Here is a 17,939-nt window from a genome sequence, read left to right as displayed (position 1 = left end):
CGGAAGTATGGACAAGGCAAAAGAGAAAGTGCAGCGTTTTCGCGCCCGCGAGCAGCGCATTCTGGATGCAGCGCTGGAACTCCTGTTGGAGCACGGTGAAGAGAAGGTCACCGTGGAGCAGATCGCCGAACGCGTGGATATCGGCAAGGGTACGATCTACAAGCATTTCATTTCAAAAACAGAGATTTACATGCGTTTGTTAATGGACTATGAGAAGTCCTTGACCGAGCGCCTCAAGACCGCGCTGGCGGCGGCGGAACAGGGTGATATCACAGCGCCCGCCCGGGCATACTTCGAATCGCGTATGGCTGACCCTTCCAAGGACCGCCTGTTCCAGCGTCTCGAGGAGAAAATTATTGCATTGAATCTGGCGCCGGAGATGATCGAAGAATTGCACGCGATTCGCAATTCCAATGCCTCTGCTCTGAACCGGGTCTTCGAGCGGCGTATGGAGCAGGGTGTGCTGAAAAAAGTCCCAGCCTACTACTACTATTCCACCTACTGGGCGCTGGTGCAGGGTGCGGTTGAGTTGTACCACTCTAAATCCTTTGCCAATGTCATCGAGGATCGAGAAGGGTTGATGGAGTTCATCATGGATGTCGGCGTGCATATCGGCGATATCTCCGGCCGCCGTCCCGCTGGCGAGGCGGCAGATAATTTGAACCGGTGAGGGCCTGTCTTGGCTGAGAGTCTGTTTGAAACGCTGCAGCGCATGCAACGGGAGTTTTCCGGCCATCCTCCGGTACACAAGTGGAATCCGGACTTTTGCGGCGATATGGATTTGGTCATTCGACGCGATGGGCGCTGGATCCATGAGGGGGTCGAGATTCGGCGTCAGCCCCTAGTCAAGTTGTTCGCCAGCGTTCTCAAGCGGGAAGGTGATGACTACTTTTTGGTCACTCCGGTAGAGAAGCTACGTATTCGTGTTGAAGATGTGCCCTTTATTGCCACACAGGTGGCAAAGGGGGTGGAAGCCGGGCGCGAGTGTCTGCTTTTTACTTCAAATACCGGGGACATAGTACCGCTGGAATCCGGTCGCGGCTGGCAACTGAAACCCTACGGTGATCCCCCCTTGCAGATTCCCTACATAGAGGTGCGTCAAGGCCTAGAGGCGCGGATTTCCCGTCAAGTTTATTATCAGCTGGTGGATTGGGCCGAGGACAGGGCGGGCGAGAACTGCCGTCAGCTGTGGTTACACAGTGATGGTGAACAATTTCTGCTCGGTAGTTACTAGGGAACTTCTGATTCATTCACTTTCTGGTGGCAGAGATTCTTCGCGGGCAGATGAGAAGCTCTGGTGAGAGGATGGATATTTCGAAACCGTCGGATACAGGGATGTATCCGACGGAGCTACAGGGAAGTACTCGTGCGTTTTCGAAATATCCGTCCTATTGGCTGAGCGCCCCAAAACCTACCATAGTATTCACGCGGATTAATCAGAGGTTCCCTAGGTAACCTATGACGAATGCAGGTGGGGGAGTGGGCTTTGGGGTGGTCACTTCATCACCTGAGTTTCTTGTTTGGCGCCAAAGCAACCTTTCCGTCATGAAACGACATCGTCAGAGACTCCCCCGGTTTCTCACTTTGTCGCGACAAATCACTATTGGGTGAACTGGCCCGCGGGTGAGCGCTGCGCATGAATCAGTGGCTCTCTTGGGGTAGGCCGCACTTGGTCAGCGCGCGGGATATACTCTATCACTTTACCAACTGCCGCCCGGCATCCGCTGGTAATTTTCCCTTTTGATTCGACAAGTACCCCTGGACGCGATGTCATTTCGGTTTACTGTAATAATAACTGGAAAATTGATTGCCGCGACTACCTGCAAATTTGTCCGATATTTGTACTTCTGAAACCTTATTGCAATAAAAATGTCATTTGTTTATTGAGATGAAAATATATTACAGGTTTTTTGAAAAAAAACTCCAAGAGTAACATTTTCGCAACATTCCCTTCCTAAACTCCCCCGCGTCCGAATCGCTCTGGCGAATAAAACAAGTCACAGTTTCAGGGCAGCCTGAAGATCGGAACCCAAATTCAGGACGCACAGCTGAGTTAGAAAAACAGGTTTTCAGCTGCCAAAAATTGCAACACTTCCTGTAGGGGGAAATATGAAGCGAGTAAACAATAAACTTCTGCTGGCAGCCGCAATTTCCGCGTTGTTGGCTGGTTGTGATAGTGGTGGTATCGATATTAATCCTACTACTGTCGACAATTCCGTTGACAACTCCACAAGTGGTGGCGGTAGCAGCGACAGCTCAGACAATCCCTGTGCATCTTATGAAAAGAGCGGTCAAGTCAAACAGGGAAGCTTTGATGGCACACACTGCACATACTCTGCTAGCTTCGTAGATTCCGGTAACCCGTTGACTGTCGACCTGTATATTCCGGCTCTGGACAATAGTGGTGTGCATATTTTCGAAGGAAGCCTGTTCGTCGGTAACAACTATGATGACGATGCTACTATGGCTGCGGCTGGTATCACTGAAGGTGGCGATGGCGCCAAACTCACCATCGAGGCGGGTTCGACCATCGCTTTCCCCGACAGTTCCAAATTTATCGTAATCAATCGCGGATCTCAGATCTTCGCAGTCGGTACCGCTACGGACCCGATCACTTTTACTTCCACATCTGATGCCATAGACGGAACTGTTGCCTTTGATGATGTGCAGCAGTGGGGCGGTATGGTGATCAATGGCTTCGGTATTACCAATAAATGCGCCTATGATGGCAACCTGAAAACTTCCGAGTGTCACGTGCTGGCAGAAGGTGCCGCCGGCAAGGATCAATCCAACTACGGCGGTGACAATAATGAAGACAATTCCGGCCAGCTCGAATATGTCCGTGTTAAGCACACCGGTGCCGAAGTAGCCAATGGTGACGAGCTGAACGGTATCACTTTCAGCGCCGTGGGTAGTGGAACTATCGTCAAAAACCTGCAGGTTTATTCCACTTATGACGACGGCATTGAAATGTTCGGTGGTGCGGTAAGTTTTGACAACTATGTGGCTCTGTATGTACGTGACGACGCCATCGATATCGACGAAGGCTGGCAGGGCTCTATCACCAATGCGCTGGTGATTCAGGCTGAAGCCGACGGCAACCACTGTATCGAGGCGGATGGCATTGGCAGCTACAGTGACAGTAATGACTACTCAGCTCTGATTGCCGCCGGCTTGAACAGTCGCCCGACAATCAACGGACTAACCTGCATTATTTCCGCCCAGGCTGGTGGTACACACGATCCGGGTGCCGGCTGGCGTTTCCGCGAAGGTATCTTCCCGAAAATTACCAATTCCATGGTGGTGGCCTCTTTCACCGCTGATGAGAATGGGGCGGAAGGCAGCAATTACTGTCTGCGTGTAGAGAGTACCGAAACGCTGGCCGAAGCCGAGTCGGGCTCAGAAGTGCAGATCGAGTCCAATATCTTCGCCTGTGAAGATAAGACCAAAGGCGGTCCTGTCGGTGCAGACTCTCTGGAAGACTGGGCTGTTGCCAACAACAACGTCTTCGCCGATGTAACTGGCGCTGTGGATGCAACAGCTATGAACAGCACGGAGCTGCAACTGCTTGAGGGCACACCGGCTGTTTACTCTATCGATACCGCCAATATGCGTGTCAACGATGCCGCTGTTGCGATTTCCCCAATTTCCCGCGCTTACTTTGGCGCTCTGAGCCAGGGTGGTACCGATTGGACTCAAGGCTGGACATATGGCTTGCATGAAGGCAGCCGCGCGCAGGCACTGTGGTTCGAGCAATAAGAAATATAAGTTGTAGAAATGGTTGGGGACTCGCTCCCTGATCCCACGGGGCGCCACTTTCTCAGCGGGAGTCGGCGCCCCGTTTGATTCTACCGCAGTGTTAACAGGAACGATTAAGAGGCCTGTGTAATGGTTAAAATCGATAAATATCAGAGAGCGCCGTTGGTACTGGCTATCGCCACGGCCTCAGCAGTTGCCCCCAACACATGGGCGCAGGTGGAAATGGACAATGTGCTGAGCCCGCAAGCCCAGCAGATCGAAGAAGTGATGGTGCAGGGGCGTCTGCGTGACTCGGCTGAATTGCTGATCAATGAACGCCTGGAAGAAGAAGTCGTGACGGATATTCTCGGTTCCGAGATGATCGGTCGTGTGGGCGATTCCACAGTGGCCGCAGCGCTGCGCAGGGTATCCGGCTTGTCTTTGGTGAACGACAAATTTGTCTATGTGCGCGGCCTAGGAGAGCGCTACTCCAGTACGACACTGAATGGCGCTGCCGTGCCATCGCCGGATCTCACACGCAACGTGATTCCCCTGGATATATTTCCCACTTCTGTCGTGGACTCCCTGGCGGTGCAGAAGTCCTATTCCGCCGATCAGGCCGCGAGTTTTGGTGGCGGTAACGTGGATATCCGTACCAAGGGCATCCCGGATGCTTTGACCTATTCCCTTGAACTGGGTACCGGGTTCAATACGGAAACGGAAGGCGATGTACTGACCTATGATGGCGGTGACGACGATGTATTCGGGACGGATGATGGAACCCGGGCACTGCCGTCAGAACTGGCAACAGCTTTGCAGCGCTTTAAGGGGAGTCTGGGCGTCAGCGAAATCCGCACCACGCTCGAATCTGAAGGTAACGAGTACGGCTCGCCTCAAGAGGCCATTGCTGCCGCACAGGCGCTGAACCGTGAACTGGCCCTGAGTCTAAATCGCGATATCGCGATCGAGGAAGAGTCTAGTAGCCCCGATAGCGATGTAAAAGCCAGTGTTGGTAATCGGTTTTACATCGGGGACAGCTGGGAGCTGGGTTTCCTGGCCGGCGGCTCCTACAAGAGCAGGTGGAGAGAGGAAGAGCGTATCAAGCGCAGCTACGGTTTTCCGGAAGAACGTATAGACACTCAGAACAAGTCTACATACTCGGTGGACCTCAGCGGCAACTTAAACCTTGGGTTGCGTTACGCGGATGAGCATGAGGTTTCCACAACCAGTCTCTACCTGCGCAATACTGACGACGAGACCGCGATTCGCGATTACTTCAACGAAAACCGTGAAGTTTCCGATGGGCGGGGCTTCCGCGAGTACACCATTAAGTATGAAGAGCGCGATTTGCTTTTACATCAAGCGAAGGGGCGCCACTCATTGGGCCCTGAAACCAAGGCACTGTTCGGCTCTTACCTGGACTGGGTGCCCGAGGAGTTGGTGCTGGAATGGTTTTATTCGGACGCCACGGCCGAGACAAGTATCCCCAATGAGGTTAGCGTAAGCGCTGATACCATTACCAAGGAAAATGGCGAAGCGATAAGTTCAACCGTCAGTGTCGGTGTAAACAGCTCAGGGTTCCGCTTTACAGAATTGGAAGATGAAGTAACGAGCTACGGTTGGTCCGCGATGGTGCCTATGGAATTCTCCAGCTCGACTCTTGAGTTGAGTGGTGGTTTTTCTCGCACTGAGAAAGGGCGGACTTACAAGGAAACCGAGTTCCGTCTCGGAGCGTTGAGCGTAGCGGATCCGGATTCTTTGAGCGGATCCCTGGATCAGGTTTTCAGTGACAAGCAAATTACTGATCCAAATAACAACTATGTTTTCGACCGGGCTGGCACAAATAATCAGAGCTATATTGCCGCTACCACCACCGACGCTGCTTTCGGTAAAGTGGACTGGACGCTTAATGAAACCTGGCGTATTGCCGCCGGAGCCCGTTGGGAAGACTACAGTCAAGTCGCTCTAGACTGGAACCCCTACGGCTACAGCATCGACGACCCACAGATTACTATGGACGTTGAGGCGCTGAAAAATGCCACCTTTACCGAAGACGCAGTTTATCCTTCGCTCTCTTTGACTTATATGGGTTCCTTGTGGGCGGAAACCTTCCAGCTGCGTTTCGCTGCCAGTAAGACCGCGGTGCGGCCGGACTTGCGCGAAATCACTGATGCGATTTATATCGATCCGATTACCGATGAGCAGGTGAAGGGTAATCCGAATGTTCGGCCATCTGAAATCAATAACTACGATGTACGTGCAGAGTGGTTCTTTGATAACGGCGACAACCTCACAGTATCCGTTTATTACAAGGATATTGCGGACCCGATCGAATTTTTCGAATTGGCTTCCAGTGATACCAACGTGGCCCGCGAAATAATTAATGCTGAGTCCGGAGAAATCACGGGTGTCGAAATTGAGGGCCTGAAGACGCTGGAATTCCTCGGCGGAATCATGGATAGCTTCTTCGTGCAGGGCAATATCACCTTGCAGGATTCTGAACTGGTCGCCGGCTCTGAAGCGGATGCGCCTACCAATCCGGTAAGAGAGATGACGGGCGCCTCGGAGTATGTTGTCAATATGCTGGTGGGCTTCGATTCTCCGGACGGCGCCCATGCGGCCACCCTGGGCTACAATGTCTTCGGTGAACGGCTGTACCTGGCCGGCCGTAACGGTGCTCCGGATGCGTTCGAGCAGCCATTCCACTCTCTTGACCTGACGTATTCCTGGTACCCCACCCAGGAAATCACTGTCAAGGCCAAGATTCAGAACCTGTTGGATGAAGCCGTAGAAATCGAGCGCAGCGACGTGATTGTCTTCGAGGAGAAACCGGGGCAATCGTTTATGCTGAGTGCCCAGTATAAGTTCTAAGCAGCCAAATTTAGCAACGACTAAATCCAATAACAAGGAGAAGTTCACAGGGAATAAACCGGTTGCGGATAGCAACCGTTGGATATGCGCAATGGAAGGCACATTAAAACCGGATGCTGTTTGGGCATTCGGTTTTTTTATGCTCCGTTTGTGCGTAACATAAACAAAAAAAGCGCCCATTGGGCGCTTTTTGAATAGGTCGCTTACATATTTGGGTAGTTGGGGCCGCCGCCTCCCTCAGGAGCCACCCAAACGATGTTCTGGGTTGGATCTTTAATGTCACAAGTTTTGCAGTGCACACAGTTCTGGGCATTGATCTGAAAGCGCTGTTTACCCGCTTCCTCGACGACCTCGTAAACTCCGGCGGGGCAGTAGCGCTGGGCCGGCTCGTCATAGATGGGTAAATTGTGATTCAAGGGAATTTCGTCATCCTTTAACGTCAGGTGACAAGGCTGATCTTCCTCGTGGTTGGTATTGGAAATAAATACCGATGACAGCTTGTCGAAGCTGAGTACCCCATCGGGCTTCGGATAGTCGATTTTCTTACAATCCGCAGCCGGTTTTAGTTGGGCGTGATCCGCCTTGGAGTCACTCAGCGTCCAAGGCAGTTTGCCCTGGAAAATGTTGATATCGATAAAGGCGTAGGCGGAGCCGAGGATATTGCCCCACTTGTGCTGTGCCGGACCGAAATTGCGCTGTTTGTAGAGCTCCTTCCAGGCCCAGCTGTCGCGGTACCTGTCGGTGTATTCATTCAGCTCGTCGTTGGTGCGCCCCGCTTTAAGTGCTTCGACAATCACTTCGGCAGCGATCATACCGGATTTCATCGCGGTATGGTTGCCTTTGATCTTGGCGAAGTTGAGGGTACCGGCGTTGTCACCGATCAGCAGGCCGCCGGGAAATGTCATTTTGGGCTGAGACTGGAGGCCGCCTTTAGTGATAGCGCGGGCACCATAGGCAACGCGCTGACCGCCTTCCAGGTACTGTTTGATCACGGGGTGATGTTTGTAGCGCTGGAATTCGTCGAAGGGGCTGACATGGGGATTGCTATAGGCTAGGTCAGTGATCAAGCCCACCACCACTTGGTTGTCCTCCAGGTGATAGAGGAAGCCCCCGCCGTGGGAGTTACTTTCATCCAGCGGCCAACCGGCGGTGTGCACAACCAGGCCGGGCTTGTGCTTGTCGTCGGCAACCTTCCAGATTTCCTTGATACCGATGCCGTAGTGCTGTGGGTCTTTACCATCAGCGAGTTTGAAGCGCTCGATCAATTGTTTGCCAAGGTGGCCGCGACAGCCCTCGGCGAAGAGCGTGTATTTGGCATGCAACTCCATGCCGGGCATGTAGGAATCCTTGTGAGAGCCGTCGGCGGCTACGCCCATATCACCAGTGGCGATGCCTTTCACAGAGCCGTCTTCGTTGTAGAGCACTTCTGCGGCGGCGAAGCCGGGGAAAATTTCCACACCCAGGGCCTCGGCTTGTTCCGCCAGCCAGCGGCACAGGTTGCCGAGGCTGATGATATAGTTGCCCTCGTTGTGCATGGTGTTGGGTACAAAGAAGCTGGGTACCCGCATCGCCTTGTCGGCGCTGCGCATAACGTAGATGTCGTCACCTTTTACCTCGGTATTGAGGGGGGCGCCGCGCTCTTTCCAGTCCGGGAATAGTTCGTTAAGGGCTGTGGGCTCAAAGACTGCCCCGGAGAGGATATGGGCACCGACTTCGGAACCTTTCTCCACTACACACACGGAGATATCTTCATTGAGCTGGCGCAGTTTGCAGGCCGCCGCCAAGCCGGAGGGGCCGGCACCGACTATCACTACGTCGTATTCCATTGATTCGCGTTCCACGGCGCTCTCCTCTGTTTATTCTATGGGTTCTGGGAGCCCACTTGGGCTACTTCAGGTGCGGGGGCATGCCGCAAGGCTTCCCGGCCCCTCCAACAGCGGGTATTCACAAAGGCAATAAGTTATCGGTGTGAATCCTGGCTATCATTGGCCGCGAAGTATATAGCGATTCAAACAGCCCTACCAATTGCAGGACTATTCAATTAGTGTGGCAAATACGCCGCATTTCAATGGCTTAGGTGGCTGAATTGCCCCTTTTTATACACAGAAATAGATTTGCTGAATGACGGTGAGGCTCTCTATTTGGCTATTGATTTTGAGGTATAGAAGGGCCACCATACACGCCGTTCAAACAGTTGTTTGACCGCTAGACCCTATCCGTTCGCGATTGTGAACAATCAGTCGCGGCTCCCAAAAGGCTTATTGAAGACGGGATTTCCATGAAAGTTCTAGTAGCTGTGAAACGCGTTGTGGACTACAACGTCAAGGTCCGCCCGAAGGCGGATGGCTCTGACGTCGACACCGCCAACGTAAAAATGTCTATCAACCCCTTCTGCGAAATTGCTGTAGAAGAGGCGGTCCGCTTGAAAGAGAAGGGCGTTGTCAGCGAGATAGTCGCCGTTTCCATGGGCCCCAAACAGTGTCAGGAGCAAATTCGCACTGCCTTGGCACTGGGTGCCGACCGGGGCATCCTGGTAGAGACCGACGCTGAATTGCAGCCGCTGGCAGTGGCCAAGTGCCTGAAGGCCATCGTAGAGAAAGAGGAGCCGCAGCTGGTGATTCTGGGTAAGCAGTCGATTGACGGTGACAACAATCAGACTGGCCAAATGCTCGGGGCCCTTACCGGCATGGGGCAGGGCACTTTTGCCTCTGAGGTCACCGTTGAGGGTGAGAAGGTTAAAGTAACCCGTGAAATCGATGGCGGCCTACAGACGCTGGAATTGAAGCTGCCGGCCATTGTCACCACCGACCTGCGTTTGAATGAGCCGCGTTATGCCTCTCTGCCCAATATCATGAAGGCGAAGAAGAAGCCGCTTGATACCACGACTCCGGATGAGCTCGGGGTGGATATCGCTCCGCGCACCAAGACACTTAAGGTTGAGCCGCCTGCTGAGCGTAAGGCTGGTGTCAAAGTGGAGAGCGTGGACGAACTGGTAGATAAACTGAAAAACGAGGCGAAGGTAATCTGATGAGCATTCTGGTTATTGCGGAACACGACAACGCCGAGATCAAGGGCGCTACGCTCAATACCATCGCCGCGGCCAAGGCGATTGGTGACGATATCCACCTTTTGGTTGCAGGTGCGAACTGCGCTGCCGCCAGCGAAGCCGCCGCCAAAATCGAGGGTGTGAGCAAAGTGTTGGTTGCGGACAATGCCGCCTACGAGCATCAACTGGCGGAAAACGTGGCCAAACTGGTTGCAGATCTGGGCAAAGACTACAGCCATATCCTGGCGCCAGCTACCACCACTGGTAAGAATATGCTACCGCGCGCAGCGGCCCTGCTGGACGTGCAGCCTATTTCCGACATCATCGCCGTGGAGGCCGCTGATACCTTTAAGCGCCCGATCTACGCCGGAAATGTGATCGCAACTGTACAAAGCTCAGACACCATCAAGGTGGTCACTGTGCGTGCAACTGCATTTGATCCGGTGGCGGCTGAAGGCGGTAGTGCGGCGGTCGAAAGCGTCACTATCGTTGAGGATGCCGGTGTTTCCACCTTCGTTGGTGAAGAGCTTGCTGCCTCCGACCGTCCGGAGCTGACTTCCGCCCGCGTGATCGTCTCCGGCGGCCGGGGTATGCAGAGCGGTGAGAACTTCGAAATGCTCTACAAACTGGCAGACAAGCTCGGAGCCGCAGTGGGCGCTTCCCGCGCTGCGGTGGATGCCGGTTTTGTGCCCAATGATATGCAGGTGGGGCAGACGGGTAAGATTGTCGCGCCGGACCTCTATATCGCCGTGGGTATTTCCGGTGCTATCCAGCACTTGGCGGGCATGAAGGACTCCAAAGTGATTGTGGCGATCAACAAGGATGAGGAGGCGCCGATTTTCTCGGTTGCCGACTACGGCCTGGTTGATGATCTTTTCAAAGTGATACCTGAGTTTGAAACAAAGTTGTAATCATCGATTAATATACTGAACTGCAGCTGGAAGGGCGGCATTGAGCCGCCCTTTCTTTTGGTTCAGGTCGTGTACGGCCCGAGCACCTGTGGCGCCTAAATTTTCTTTCGATCCAATAATTGCCGTAGGAAGAGGCGTGAAGCGAAGTGCGGCTAGGAATGTGTGATTTCTATGCAGTATCATCCAAAGCTTCCAGAACGTTGCCTTTCGTTAAATGACGAAAGAGAATAGGCGTCAATAATCAATAAATTCAGTCAATCGTTGCGCTGATATACAGGTTTGTTCATGTCCGCAGTAAAGCGAGCCGTTGGGGTCATCGGTGCCAGATTTGCGTCGCGAGAGCAGCGCAAACCCTTGCCGCGTAGCGCCGTTGTTTCCGTAGCTGTGATCGCCGGCTGGCTGTTGGTCAATTTGATGGCCTATGGCTCGCTGCTGATGCCCGCTGAACAGGCGGAGTCACTGCTGGTCGAGCGCAGTAGCCGTACCGCGCGAATCCAGCGGGCAGCCTCAATCCCAGATACTCCGTTCTTCGGCGTGGCCTCTGTAGAGAAGGCGCCACAGCTGGACTTGGACCTGTCGAACATCCCTATCACTCAGCTCAATCTAGTGCTGTCTGGCGTACTGGACAGCAGTGTAAAGGAAAGGGCCAGCGCCCTGGTGGCGGAAAAGGGCAAGCCGGCGCAACGTGTTTATATTGGCGACAGACTTCCGGGTGGCGCGGAACTCTATTCTGTGGCTGTTGACCATATTGTTCTGCGCCGTAACGGCAAAATGGAAAAGCTGACTTATCCAGACGAGGATGGTCGCCCCAGCGTCCCGTTGCGCAATTATTCTAATTATATTCGCCAAGCGGCTGAAATTAGCGCGGCCACCGGGGCCAATCGCTCGGAGAAGCAGCAATCTATCCGCGAACGCTTGGAAGAGTTGCGCGCCCAAGCGCGGAAGCACCGTGCTGAACGCAGAAATTAATTGAATTTTTTTGCCAAGACCATTTTAAAAAAATCAGAAGAGCCAGATACATAATGAAGAGGATGTTCTGTCAGCGGCTGCTTGCTGTCGGCCTGGGATTGTTGATATCTATCGCAGTACTGGCTCAGCCTCCGGAAAGAGTTACCCTATCTCTGGACAATGCCGACATTCGCGACCTGATCAACTGGGCCGCCGATTTCACCGGCAAAAATATCATTGTGCACCCGAATGTGAAGGGCAAAGTCACCGTGGTCGCCGGCGACCCGATGACTCATGAGGAGGCCTTTGAGGTCTTTATGTCCGTGCTGCAGGTCAATGGCTTCAGCCTGGTGGAGCAGGGTAGTACATGGAAGGTGGTACCAGACGCGCTGGCCAAGCAGCAGGCCATTCCGGTGACAGACGACGGGGTGCGTGTTCCAGGGGAGTCTCTGGTGGTGCGTACCGTGCGTGTCGAGAATATTTCCGCAGCACAACTGATCGCCATGCTGCGCCCCCTCATCCCCCAGACTGGCCACTTGGCGGCCTATGCCGACACAAATACACTGATCATTGCCGATCGGGCTGCGAACATCGACCAGATAGTGCGTCTGGTAAAACAGTTGGATCGCGCGGGAGCCATCGACATAGAACTGGTGCCTCTGCAGTTTGCTTCTGCCAAGGAAATAAAGCAGGTGTTGACTGAACTGCTGCAATCCGGAGGCAAGGCCGGCAACGAAGTGCAGCCTCTGCGTATTGCTGTTGATGAGCGCTCCAACAGTGTGCTGCTGACCGGCGACCCCGTCACCCGCCAGCAGCTTAAGAACGTGATTCACCGTCTCGACCAACCGCTGACGGGCGAAGGTAATACTGCGGTCGTTTACGTGCAATATGCCAACGCCGCGGATCTGAAACCGATCCTCGAAGGAATGAGCGGAAGTATCCAGAAGACTGAGAAGGATCAGCAGGCCGCGGATGTCGAGGTCAGTATTCAGGTCAACGAATCCCTCAACTCACTGGTACTTACCGCGCCGCCGTCCCTGCTGCAAACCATGAAAGAGGTTATTGCCAAGCTGGATGTGCGCCGTGCCCAAGTGCTGATCGAAGCGATTATTGTCGAAGTGTCTGAGGGCACCACAAGTGAGCTCGGTATTAAATGGATCGCCGGTGCCGACGACGACGTTTTTGCGGGCTTTAATAATGATGCCTCTGATGTGCCTTTAGAAGATGACGACGGCAACGAAATTCTGCCCTTTAACCCATTTTCTCTCAGTCCCGCTTCGCTCATCGGCAGCGGTTTGAACCTGGGTTATATCAGCGGCACCGATATCCGTGTGGCAATTAATGCGCTCGCAACGGAAAACAACGCGAATATTCTGTCTACCCCTACGATTATGGCGCTCGACAATGAGGAAGCGGAAATCCTAGTGGGTCAGAATGTGCCATTTATTACCGGCGAACAGCTGCTTTCCGGGAGTACCAGCGATCCATTCACCACCATCCAGCGCCAGGATGTGGGCACTACCTTGAAAGTAACGCCCAGGGTCAATAACAACAACTCCGTTACGCTGGAGATAGAACAGACAGTAGAGAATGTCCTGCCTGTAACGGCTGAAGCGGCCACCGGGGCTTCCGACATCATCACCAGCAAGCGGGAAATTAGGACCAAGGTTTTAATCGATGACGGCGCCATACTGGTGCTCGGCGGCCTGATTGAAGATACAGTTACTGAGACCAAGTCCAAGGTGCCGCTGCTGGGAGATATTCCCGGGATCGGACGTCTTTTCAGAACGAGCAACAAAGACGTAACCAAAACCAACCTGATGGTGTTTTTGCGCCCCAGAATCCTCAGTACCCAAGTGGCGGGATATGAAGAGACCCGCAGGCGTTATCTCGACCTTCAGCAAAAACAGATGAATTTGAAAGACAGGACCAGCTTGATTTGGGACTGGCATAGGGGTGACGTGCTGCCGGATCTGTTGCCACCCAGTGGCAGTTATGACGATGGCGATCAGGAGGCGCCGGTCGAAGTGCTGGAGGCGGAAGTCGGGAAATGACGTCGGAAGCTGTAGACACAATAAGTGCGGTGCGGCGTCTCCCCTATGCCTTCGCCAAGCGCCATCGGGTGTTGCTGGGTGACAGCAACGGCTGCCCGAGTTGCCGTTATGTTGAGCCGTTGGACCCCACGGTGCTGGCGGAGGTACAGCGCCTGTGCGGATGTGCGGTGGACTTGGAAGCTGTGGAAGAGGAAGCCTTTCAGGCCGAACTTCAGCGCCAGTACGAGAACCGCGAAGGTGGCAATCTGTCCGAGGTGGAAGGGCTTGGTGAAGAGCTGGATCTGGCCGCGGTGGTGGACTCCCTGCCGGAGGCGGAAGATCTGCTGGAGCAGGAAGACGACGCCCCTATCGTCAAGCTGATCAACGCAATCTTTGCCGAGTCCCTCAAACAGGGGGCCTCGGATATTCATATCGAGACGTTTGAGAAGCGCCTGGTGGTCCGCTTCCGGGTGGACGGCGTCCTGCGCGAGGTGCTACAGCCGCGGCGGGCTCTGGCGCCGCTACTGGTATCCCGTATCAAAGTAATGGCGAAACTGGATATCGCGGAGAAGCGTGTTCCCCAGGACGGTCGCATCTCTTTGTTGATGGCGGGGCGTGAAGTGGATGTGCGGGTTTCCACCATGCCGTCTTCCGCCGGTGAGCGTGTGGTGATGCGCCTTCTCGACAAGCAGGCGGGCCGTATGGACCTGACCAAGCTGGGTATGTCTGACCGGGACCTCAAGGTCATGACGGACTTATTGTCACGTCCCCACGGAATTCTGCTGGTCACCGGACCGACCGGCTCTGGTAAAACCACCACGCTCTATGCCGGCCTCGGTTCGATCAATAACCGGGAAAAAAACATCCTGACTGTCGAGGACCCGGTGGAATACAACCTGGAGGGGGTGGGGCAGACCCAGGTCAACACCAAGGCGGATATGACCTTTGCCCGCGGTCTGCGCGCTATTCTGCGTCAGGACCCGGATGTCGTTATGGTGGGGGAGATTCGTGATCTCGAAACCATGCAGATTGCGATCCAGGCAAGTCTCACCGGGCACTTGGTGCTATCCACATTGCATACCAACACTGCCCTGGGGGCGGTGACACGTCTGGTGGATATGGGGATCGAGCCTTTCCTGCTGTCGTCCAGCCTGATTGGTGTTCTGGCCCAGCGCTTGGTGCGGGTCCTGTGCCCGGAGTGCAAACAGCCCCACGCGCCAGACAGTAACGAGCGCCAGTTGTTGGGGTTAGATCCTTCCGTGGATGCCGCCATATACCGCCCCAATGGCTGCGAGCAATGTAACCACAGCGGCTATGTCGGGCGCGTGGGCATCTACGAGCTGGTGCCGGTCAATGAAGTCATGCGCCAACTCATTCACGATCGCGCCTCTGAAAGCAAGTTGGTGGCCGAGGCGCGCAAGGTGGCACCGAGCATTCGCGAGGACGGTGTGGCCAAGGTGCTCGCGGGTATCACTTCACTGGAGGAGGTGTTGCGTGTTACACAAGAATCGTAAAAAAAGCACACCGTTTTGCCAGCCTGAATCTCGTTTGTCCGGGCCTGGAGGTACCTGACGGTGGGGGCCTTTGAATACACAGCCCTGACGGATTCCGGGCGCAAGAGCCGTGGGACCCTGGAGGCAGACAGCGCGCGCGCCGCGCGTCAACAGTTGCGTGCCAAGGGGTTGGTACCGCTGGAGGTGGCCCCGGCCACTGAAACGGGCAACGGCAGTGCCCGACTTTTCTCCGGTAGCCCAGGGCTCAGTATTAAGCACCTGGCGCTCCTCACACGCCAAATAGCAACGCTGTTGCGCGCCGGTATTCCACTCGAAGAGGCGCTCGGTGCCATTGCCAATCAGACCCGAAATCAGAAAATTCGCCGCATCGTTTTGGCTGTGCGGGGCAAAGTACTGGAAGGACACAGTTTCGCTCAGTCTTTGAGCAGTTTTCCGCGTGCCTTTCCCAAGCTGTACCGCGCCACCGTGGAAGCGGGAGAGCACTCAGGACACCTGGACGCCGTCTTGGAACGCCTCGGAGACTACACGGAAAACCAGCAGAAATTCCGCCAGAAGGTGCAGCTGGCGCTGATCTATCCTGCGGTACTGGTGGTGATCTGTATTTTGGTTGTGACAGGCCTGATGGTCTATGTGGTGCCGGATGTAATAGAGGTTTTCACTGGTACCGGCCAAGTCCTGCCCCTACCAACGCGGATACTGGTTGCATTTAGCGACTTTATTTCCGCCTGGGGCTGGTTGGTGCCGCCAGCTGTAGCGGCCTTGGTTGTCGCGATTGCAGTGTTGCTGCGCCGTCCGGCGGTGCGGTATCGCTTTCATCACAAGTTACTCGAGCTGCCAATGATCGGCTGGCTGGTACGCGGCAGCCAGAGCGCCCGCTATGTGGGAACCCTGGCCATATTGACCGGCAGCAGCGTACCCCTGGTGCAGGCAATGGGTATCGCCAGTGGCGTTATGAGCAACGATTTTCTCAAGGAGCGCCTGCAGATTGCCCAAAAGAACGTGCGGGAAGGCGGAAGCCTGCGCAAGGCTTTGGAGGATGTGGAATATTTTCCCCCCATGATGATCTATATGATCGCCAGCGGTGAATCCTCTGGCACATTGGACGAAATGCTTGGCCGCGCCGCTGAATCCCAGGAGCAGGACCTCCAGGGGGCGGTGACGGCTTTTGTCAGCCTATTTGAACCGGCCATGTTACTGCTGATGGCCGGTATCGTTTTGTTTATCGTCATGGCTATCATGATGCCCATTATGAGTATGAATCAACTGGTGGTTTAGATGCCTGTATCGAGGCGAGGAAAAAGGAAGATGAAAACTTTGCGAAAAAGCGGCGGCTTTACGTTGATCGAAATCATGGTGGTAATCGTGATTCTTGGCGTGTTGGGAGCTCTTGTGGTCCCGAATGTCTTGGGCCGCACGGGTGAGGCGCGCGTAAAAGCGGCACAGGTGGATCTCCGCGCGATCGAAACTGCGCTGGACATGTACCGCATGGACAATTTCGTCTACCCGAGCTCCGAGCAGGGTTTACAGGCGCTGGTGAGCAAGCCGTCCGGTTTTCCCGAGGCGAAAAACTGGACGGAACCCTACCTCAAAAAGGCGCCCAAGGATCCCTGGGGCAATGAATATCAGTACATCAGTCCGGGCAGCGATGGCCCCTACGACCTCTTCAGTCTCGGCGCTGACGGCAAGCCCGGTGGCGAAGGTGAAGCGGCCGACATTTTTGCCGCTGAACTCTGAGTCCGATGGGGATGACACACCGGCTTCAGTCCGTCCGGGGCGGTCGGGTTCGCAGGCAGGCAGTGTCTCGGGCCGCTGGTTCCTGGCACCCGGCCCGGCAAAAGGGCTTTACCCTGATCGAAGTGCTGGTGGTGATTGTCATCATCGCCACCCTGGCGGGCATGGCAGGGTTGTCCCTCGGCAATTCCGGTGCCCGCGCCTGGCGCTCTGAAGTTCAACGTCTCGCGGCGCTGCTGCAATTGGTGGCGGACAGGGCGTTGATCGACCGGGCCCATTACGGTGTGGTGATCGAGCCCGATGGCTACGCCGTAGTGCGTTTTAACTCCGCGCAACTGCAGTGGGAGACGCTGGAAGATAGCGGGACGAAATCAGCAGCGCGTTTTGTTGCGCATCAGCTGCCGGACAATATGCGCCTGGAAGTGCTGGAAGAAGCGCAGATGCCCGTTGCGGCCCCGGCTGAGTTCGCGGCCGAGGAAAAGAGCAAAAAAAAGCAGCCATCCCCCCATTTTGTCGCTCTATCAAGCGGAGAAATTCTGCCGGTGGAGCTGGCTTTCTATCTGTTGGAGGACAAGGATATCAGTCGGGGCGCGTTTATCTCCTACAACAGCCTGGACGGGATAAAGCTCGAGTGGCAAAGCGATGAATAAACAAAGGTTCGCGGCTTGTGGCTTGTCAGCACCGCCCGCTCAGCCCCGTGCTTTTAATTCGCACTGCTGTCCTTGTGCGCGCAGACGCTATACCGGTAACCCCAGAGTGTCTCCTGGCACTGCCTCTCGCTCCCGGAAGCAGGGCGGTTTCACCCTGGTCGAGGTGCTTGTGGCGCTGGTGATCTTCGGTGTAATTGCAGTCAGTGTTCTCAAGACAATGCAGGATAGCGTGCGTCAGCAAATGGCGATGGAAGAGCGACTGGCGGCCAATTGGGTGGCTCAGCAAGTATTGGCCGAGTTGCGAGTGAGGAGCCCCTGGCCGCCGCTGGGCGATAAGTCTGAACTGGTGCCTGTCGGTGAGCGCGAATGGCAAGTTACTGTACGCGTAGAATCCACCACCGAAGCGCGTATGCGCCATATAGCCATTGAGGTGGCGACGCCGGAGGCGGAAAACCCCACGCTCACCCTCGACGCCTGGGCGGCGAAGGAGGAATGAC

14 protein-coding genes are annotated in these 17,939 nt (G+C 54.9%); 13 read left to right on the top strand and 1 reads right to left on the bottom strand.

From position 1 onward, the window contains the following. The first annotated feature begins 7 nt into the window (after positions 1-7). The 4 genes from BM155_RS03450 (at position 8) to BM155_RS03435 (ending at position 6,609) form a co-directional block, all read left to right on the top strand. Positions 8-670: a TetR/AcrR family transcriptional regulator gene (locus BM155_RS03450; RefSeq protein WP_067153380.1), complete on the top strand. Its 663-nt coding sequence runs from the start codon at positions 8-10 to the stop codon at positions 668-670. Positions 671-679: 9 nt separating this feature from the next. Then, positions 680-1,234 (top strand): DUF1285 domain-containing protein, encoded by a 555-nt coding sequence (locus BM155_RS03445; protein WP_197462963.1) that lies wholly within the window; start codon positions 680-682, stop codon positions 1,232-1,234. Between the two features lie 875 nt (positions 1,235-2,109). Continuing rightward, a complete protein-coding gene (locus tag BM155_RS03440) occupies positions 2,110-3,759 on the top strand; it encodes a beta-helix domain-containing protein (RefSeq protein ID WP_074901105.1) in 1,650 nt (549 codons plus the stop codon). A 129-nt stretch (positions 3,760-3,888) separates the two neighbouring features. Next, positions 3,889-6,609: a TonB-dependent receptor domain-containing protein gene (locus BM155_RS03435; RefSeq protein ID WP_074901103.1), complete on the top strand. Its 2,721-nt coding sequence runs from the start codon at positions 3,889-3,891 to the stop codon at positions 6,607-6,609. A 203-nt stretch (positions 6,610-6,812) separates the two neighbouring features. Here BM155_RS03435 and BM155_RS03430 read toward each other — a convergent pair whose 3' ends face one another. After that, positions 6,813-8,435: an electron transfer flavoprotein-ubiquinone oxidoreductase gene (locus BM155_RS03430; protein ID WP_217641422.1), complete on the bottom strand. Its 1,623-nt coding sequence runs from the start codon at positions 8,433-8,435 to the stop codon at positions 6,813-6,815. Between the two features lie 452 nt (positions 8,436-8,887). Between BM155_RS03430 and BM155_RS03425 the strand changes: the two genes are divergently transcribed. The 9 genes from BM155_RS03425 to gspI all read left to right on the top strand — a co-directional run bounded on the left by BM155_RS03425 (position 8,888) and on the right by gspI (position 17,938). Beyond that, positions 8,888-9,637, top strand: a complete 750-nt coding sequence (locus BM155_RS03425) for an electron transfer flavoprotein subunit beta/FixA family protein (protein WP_067153372.1) — start codon at positions 8,888-8,890, stop codon at positions 9,635-9,637. Next, on the top strand, positions 9,637-10,566 hold the full coding sequence (locus tag BM155_RS03420; RefSeq protein ID WP_074901099.1) for an electron transfer flavoprotein subunit alpha/FixB family protein: 930 nt from the start codon (positions 9,637-9,639) through the stop codon (positions 10,564-10,566). Before BM155_RS03425 ends, BM155_RS03420 begins: the two co-directional genes overlap by 1 nt. Before the next feature lie 285 nt (positions 10,567-10,851). Next, positions 10,852-11,535: a type II secretion system protein N gene (locus tag BM155_RS03415; protein WP_067153368.1), complete on the top strand. Its 684-nt coding sequence runs from the start codon at positions 10,852-10,854 to the stop codon at positions 11,533-11,535. Positions 11,536-11,588: 53 nt separating this feature from the next. Continuing rightward, positions 11,589-13,568: a type II secretion system secretin GspD gene (gene gspD / locus BM155_RS03410; RefSeq protein ID WP_082817448.1), complete on the top strand. Its 1,980-nt coding sequence runs from the start codon at positions 11,589-11,591 to the stop codon at positions 13,566-13,568. Continuing rightward, entirely contained in the window at positions 13,565-15,061 is a 1,497-nt protein-coding gene (gene gspE / locus BM155_RS03405; RefSeq protein WP_074901098.1) for a type II secretion system ATPase GspE, read from the top strand. Before gspD ends, gspE begins: the two co-directional genes overlap by 4 nt. 60 nt (positions 15,062-15,121) lie before the next feature. Beyond that, positions 15,122-16,336: a type II secretion system inner membrane protein GspF gene (gspF, locus tag BM155_RS03400; protein ID WP_067153364.1), complete on the top strand. Its 1,215-nt coding sequence runs from the start codon at positions 15,122-15,124 to the stop codon at positions 16,334-16,336. Between the two features lie 30 nt (positions 16,337-16,366). After that, a complete protein-coding gene (gspG, locus tag BM155_RS03395; protein ID WP_067153362.1) occupies positions 16,367-16,795 on the top strand; it encodes a type II secretion system major pseudopilin GspG in 429 nt (142 codons plus the stop codon). 62 nt (positions 16,796-16,857) lie between these two features. After that, the gene (gspH, locus tag BM155_RS03390) at positions 16,858-17,442 is read left to right on the top strand and encodes a type II secretion system minor pseudopilin GspH (protein ID WP_067153360.1); all 585 of its coding nucleotides are present in this window, start codon (positions 16,858-16,860) and stop codon (positions 17,440-17,442) included. A 106-nt stretch (positions 17,443-17,548) separates the two neighbouring features. After that, positions 17,549-17,938 carry a type II secretion system minor pseudopilin GspI gene (gene gspI, locus BM155_RS03385; RefSeq protein ID WP_067153359.1) on the top strand — a complete coding sequence of 130 codons (390 nt, stop codon included), beginning with the start codon at positions 17,549-17,551 and terminating at the stop codon, positions 17,936-17,938. Position 17,939 lies beyond the last annotated feature (1 nt).

This window comes from Microbulbifer thermotolerans, from assembly GCF_900112305.1.
Lineage (GTDB): Bacteria > Pseudomonadota > Gammaproteobacteria > Pseudomonadales > Cellvibrionaceae > Microbulbifer > Microbulbifer thermotolerans.
The sequence above is the reverse complement of the archived record's forward strand: the minus strand, read 5'-3'. Positions and strand labels throughout refer to the sequence as shown.

Coding starts and splice junctions, on each gene's coding strand:
- BM155_RS03415 (WP_067153368.1), top strand. CDS start 10,852: ATGTCCGCAGTAAAGCGAGCCGTTGGGGTCATCGGTGCCAGATTTGCG.
- gspE (WP_074901098.1), top strand. CDS start 13,565: ATGACGTCGGAAGCTGTAGACACAATAAGTGCGGTGCGGCGTCTCCCC.
- BM155_RS03425 (WP_067153372.1), top strand. CDS start 8,888: ATGAAAGTTCTAGTAGCTGTGAAACGCGTTGTGGACTACAACGTCAAG.
- BM155_RS03440 (WP_074901105.1), top strand. CDS start 2,110: ATGAAGCGAGTAAACAATAAACTTCTGCTGGCAGCCGCAATTTCCGCG.
- BM155_RS03420 (WP_074901099.1), top strand. CDS start 9,637: ATGAGCATTCTGGTTATTGCGGAACACGACAACGCCGAGATCAAGGGC.
- gspG (WP_067153362.1), top strand. CDS start 16,367: ATGAAAACTTTGCGAAAAAGCGGCGGCTTTACGTTGATCGAAATCATG.
- BM155_RS03435 (WP_074901103.1), top strand. CDS start 3,889: ATGGTTAAAATCGATAAATATCAGAGAGCGCCGTTGGTACTGGCTATC.
- BM155_RS03430 (WP_217641422.1), bottom strand. CDS start 8,435: ATGGAATACGACGTAGTGATAGTCGGTGCCGGCCCCTCCGGCTTGGCG.
- gspD (WP_082817448.1), top strand. CDS start 11,589: ATGAAGAGGATGTTCTGTCAGCGGCTGCTTGCTGTCGGCCTGGGATTG.
- BM155_RS03450 (WP_067153380.1), top strand. CDS start 8: ATGGACAAGGCAAAAGAGAAAGTGCAGCGTTTTCGCGCCCGCGAGCAG.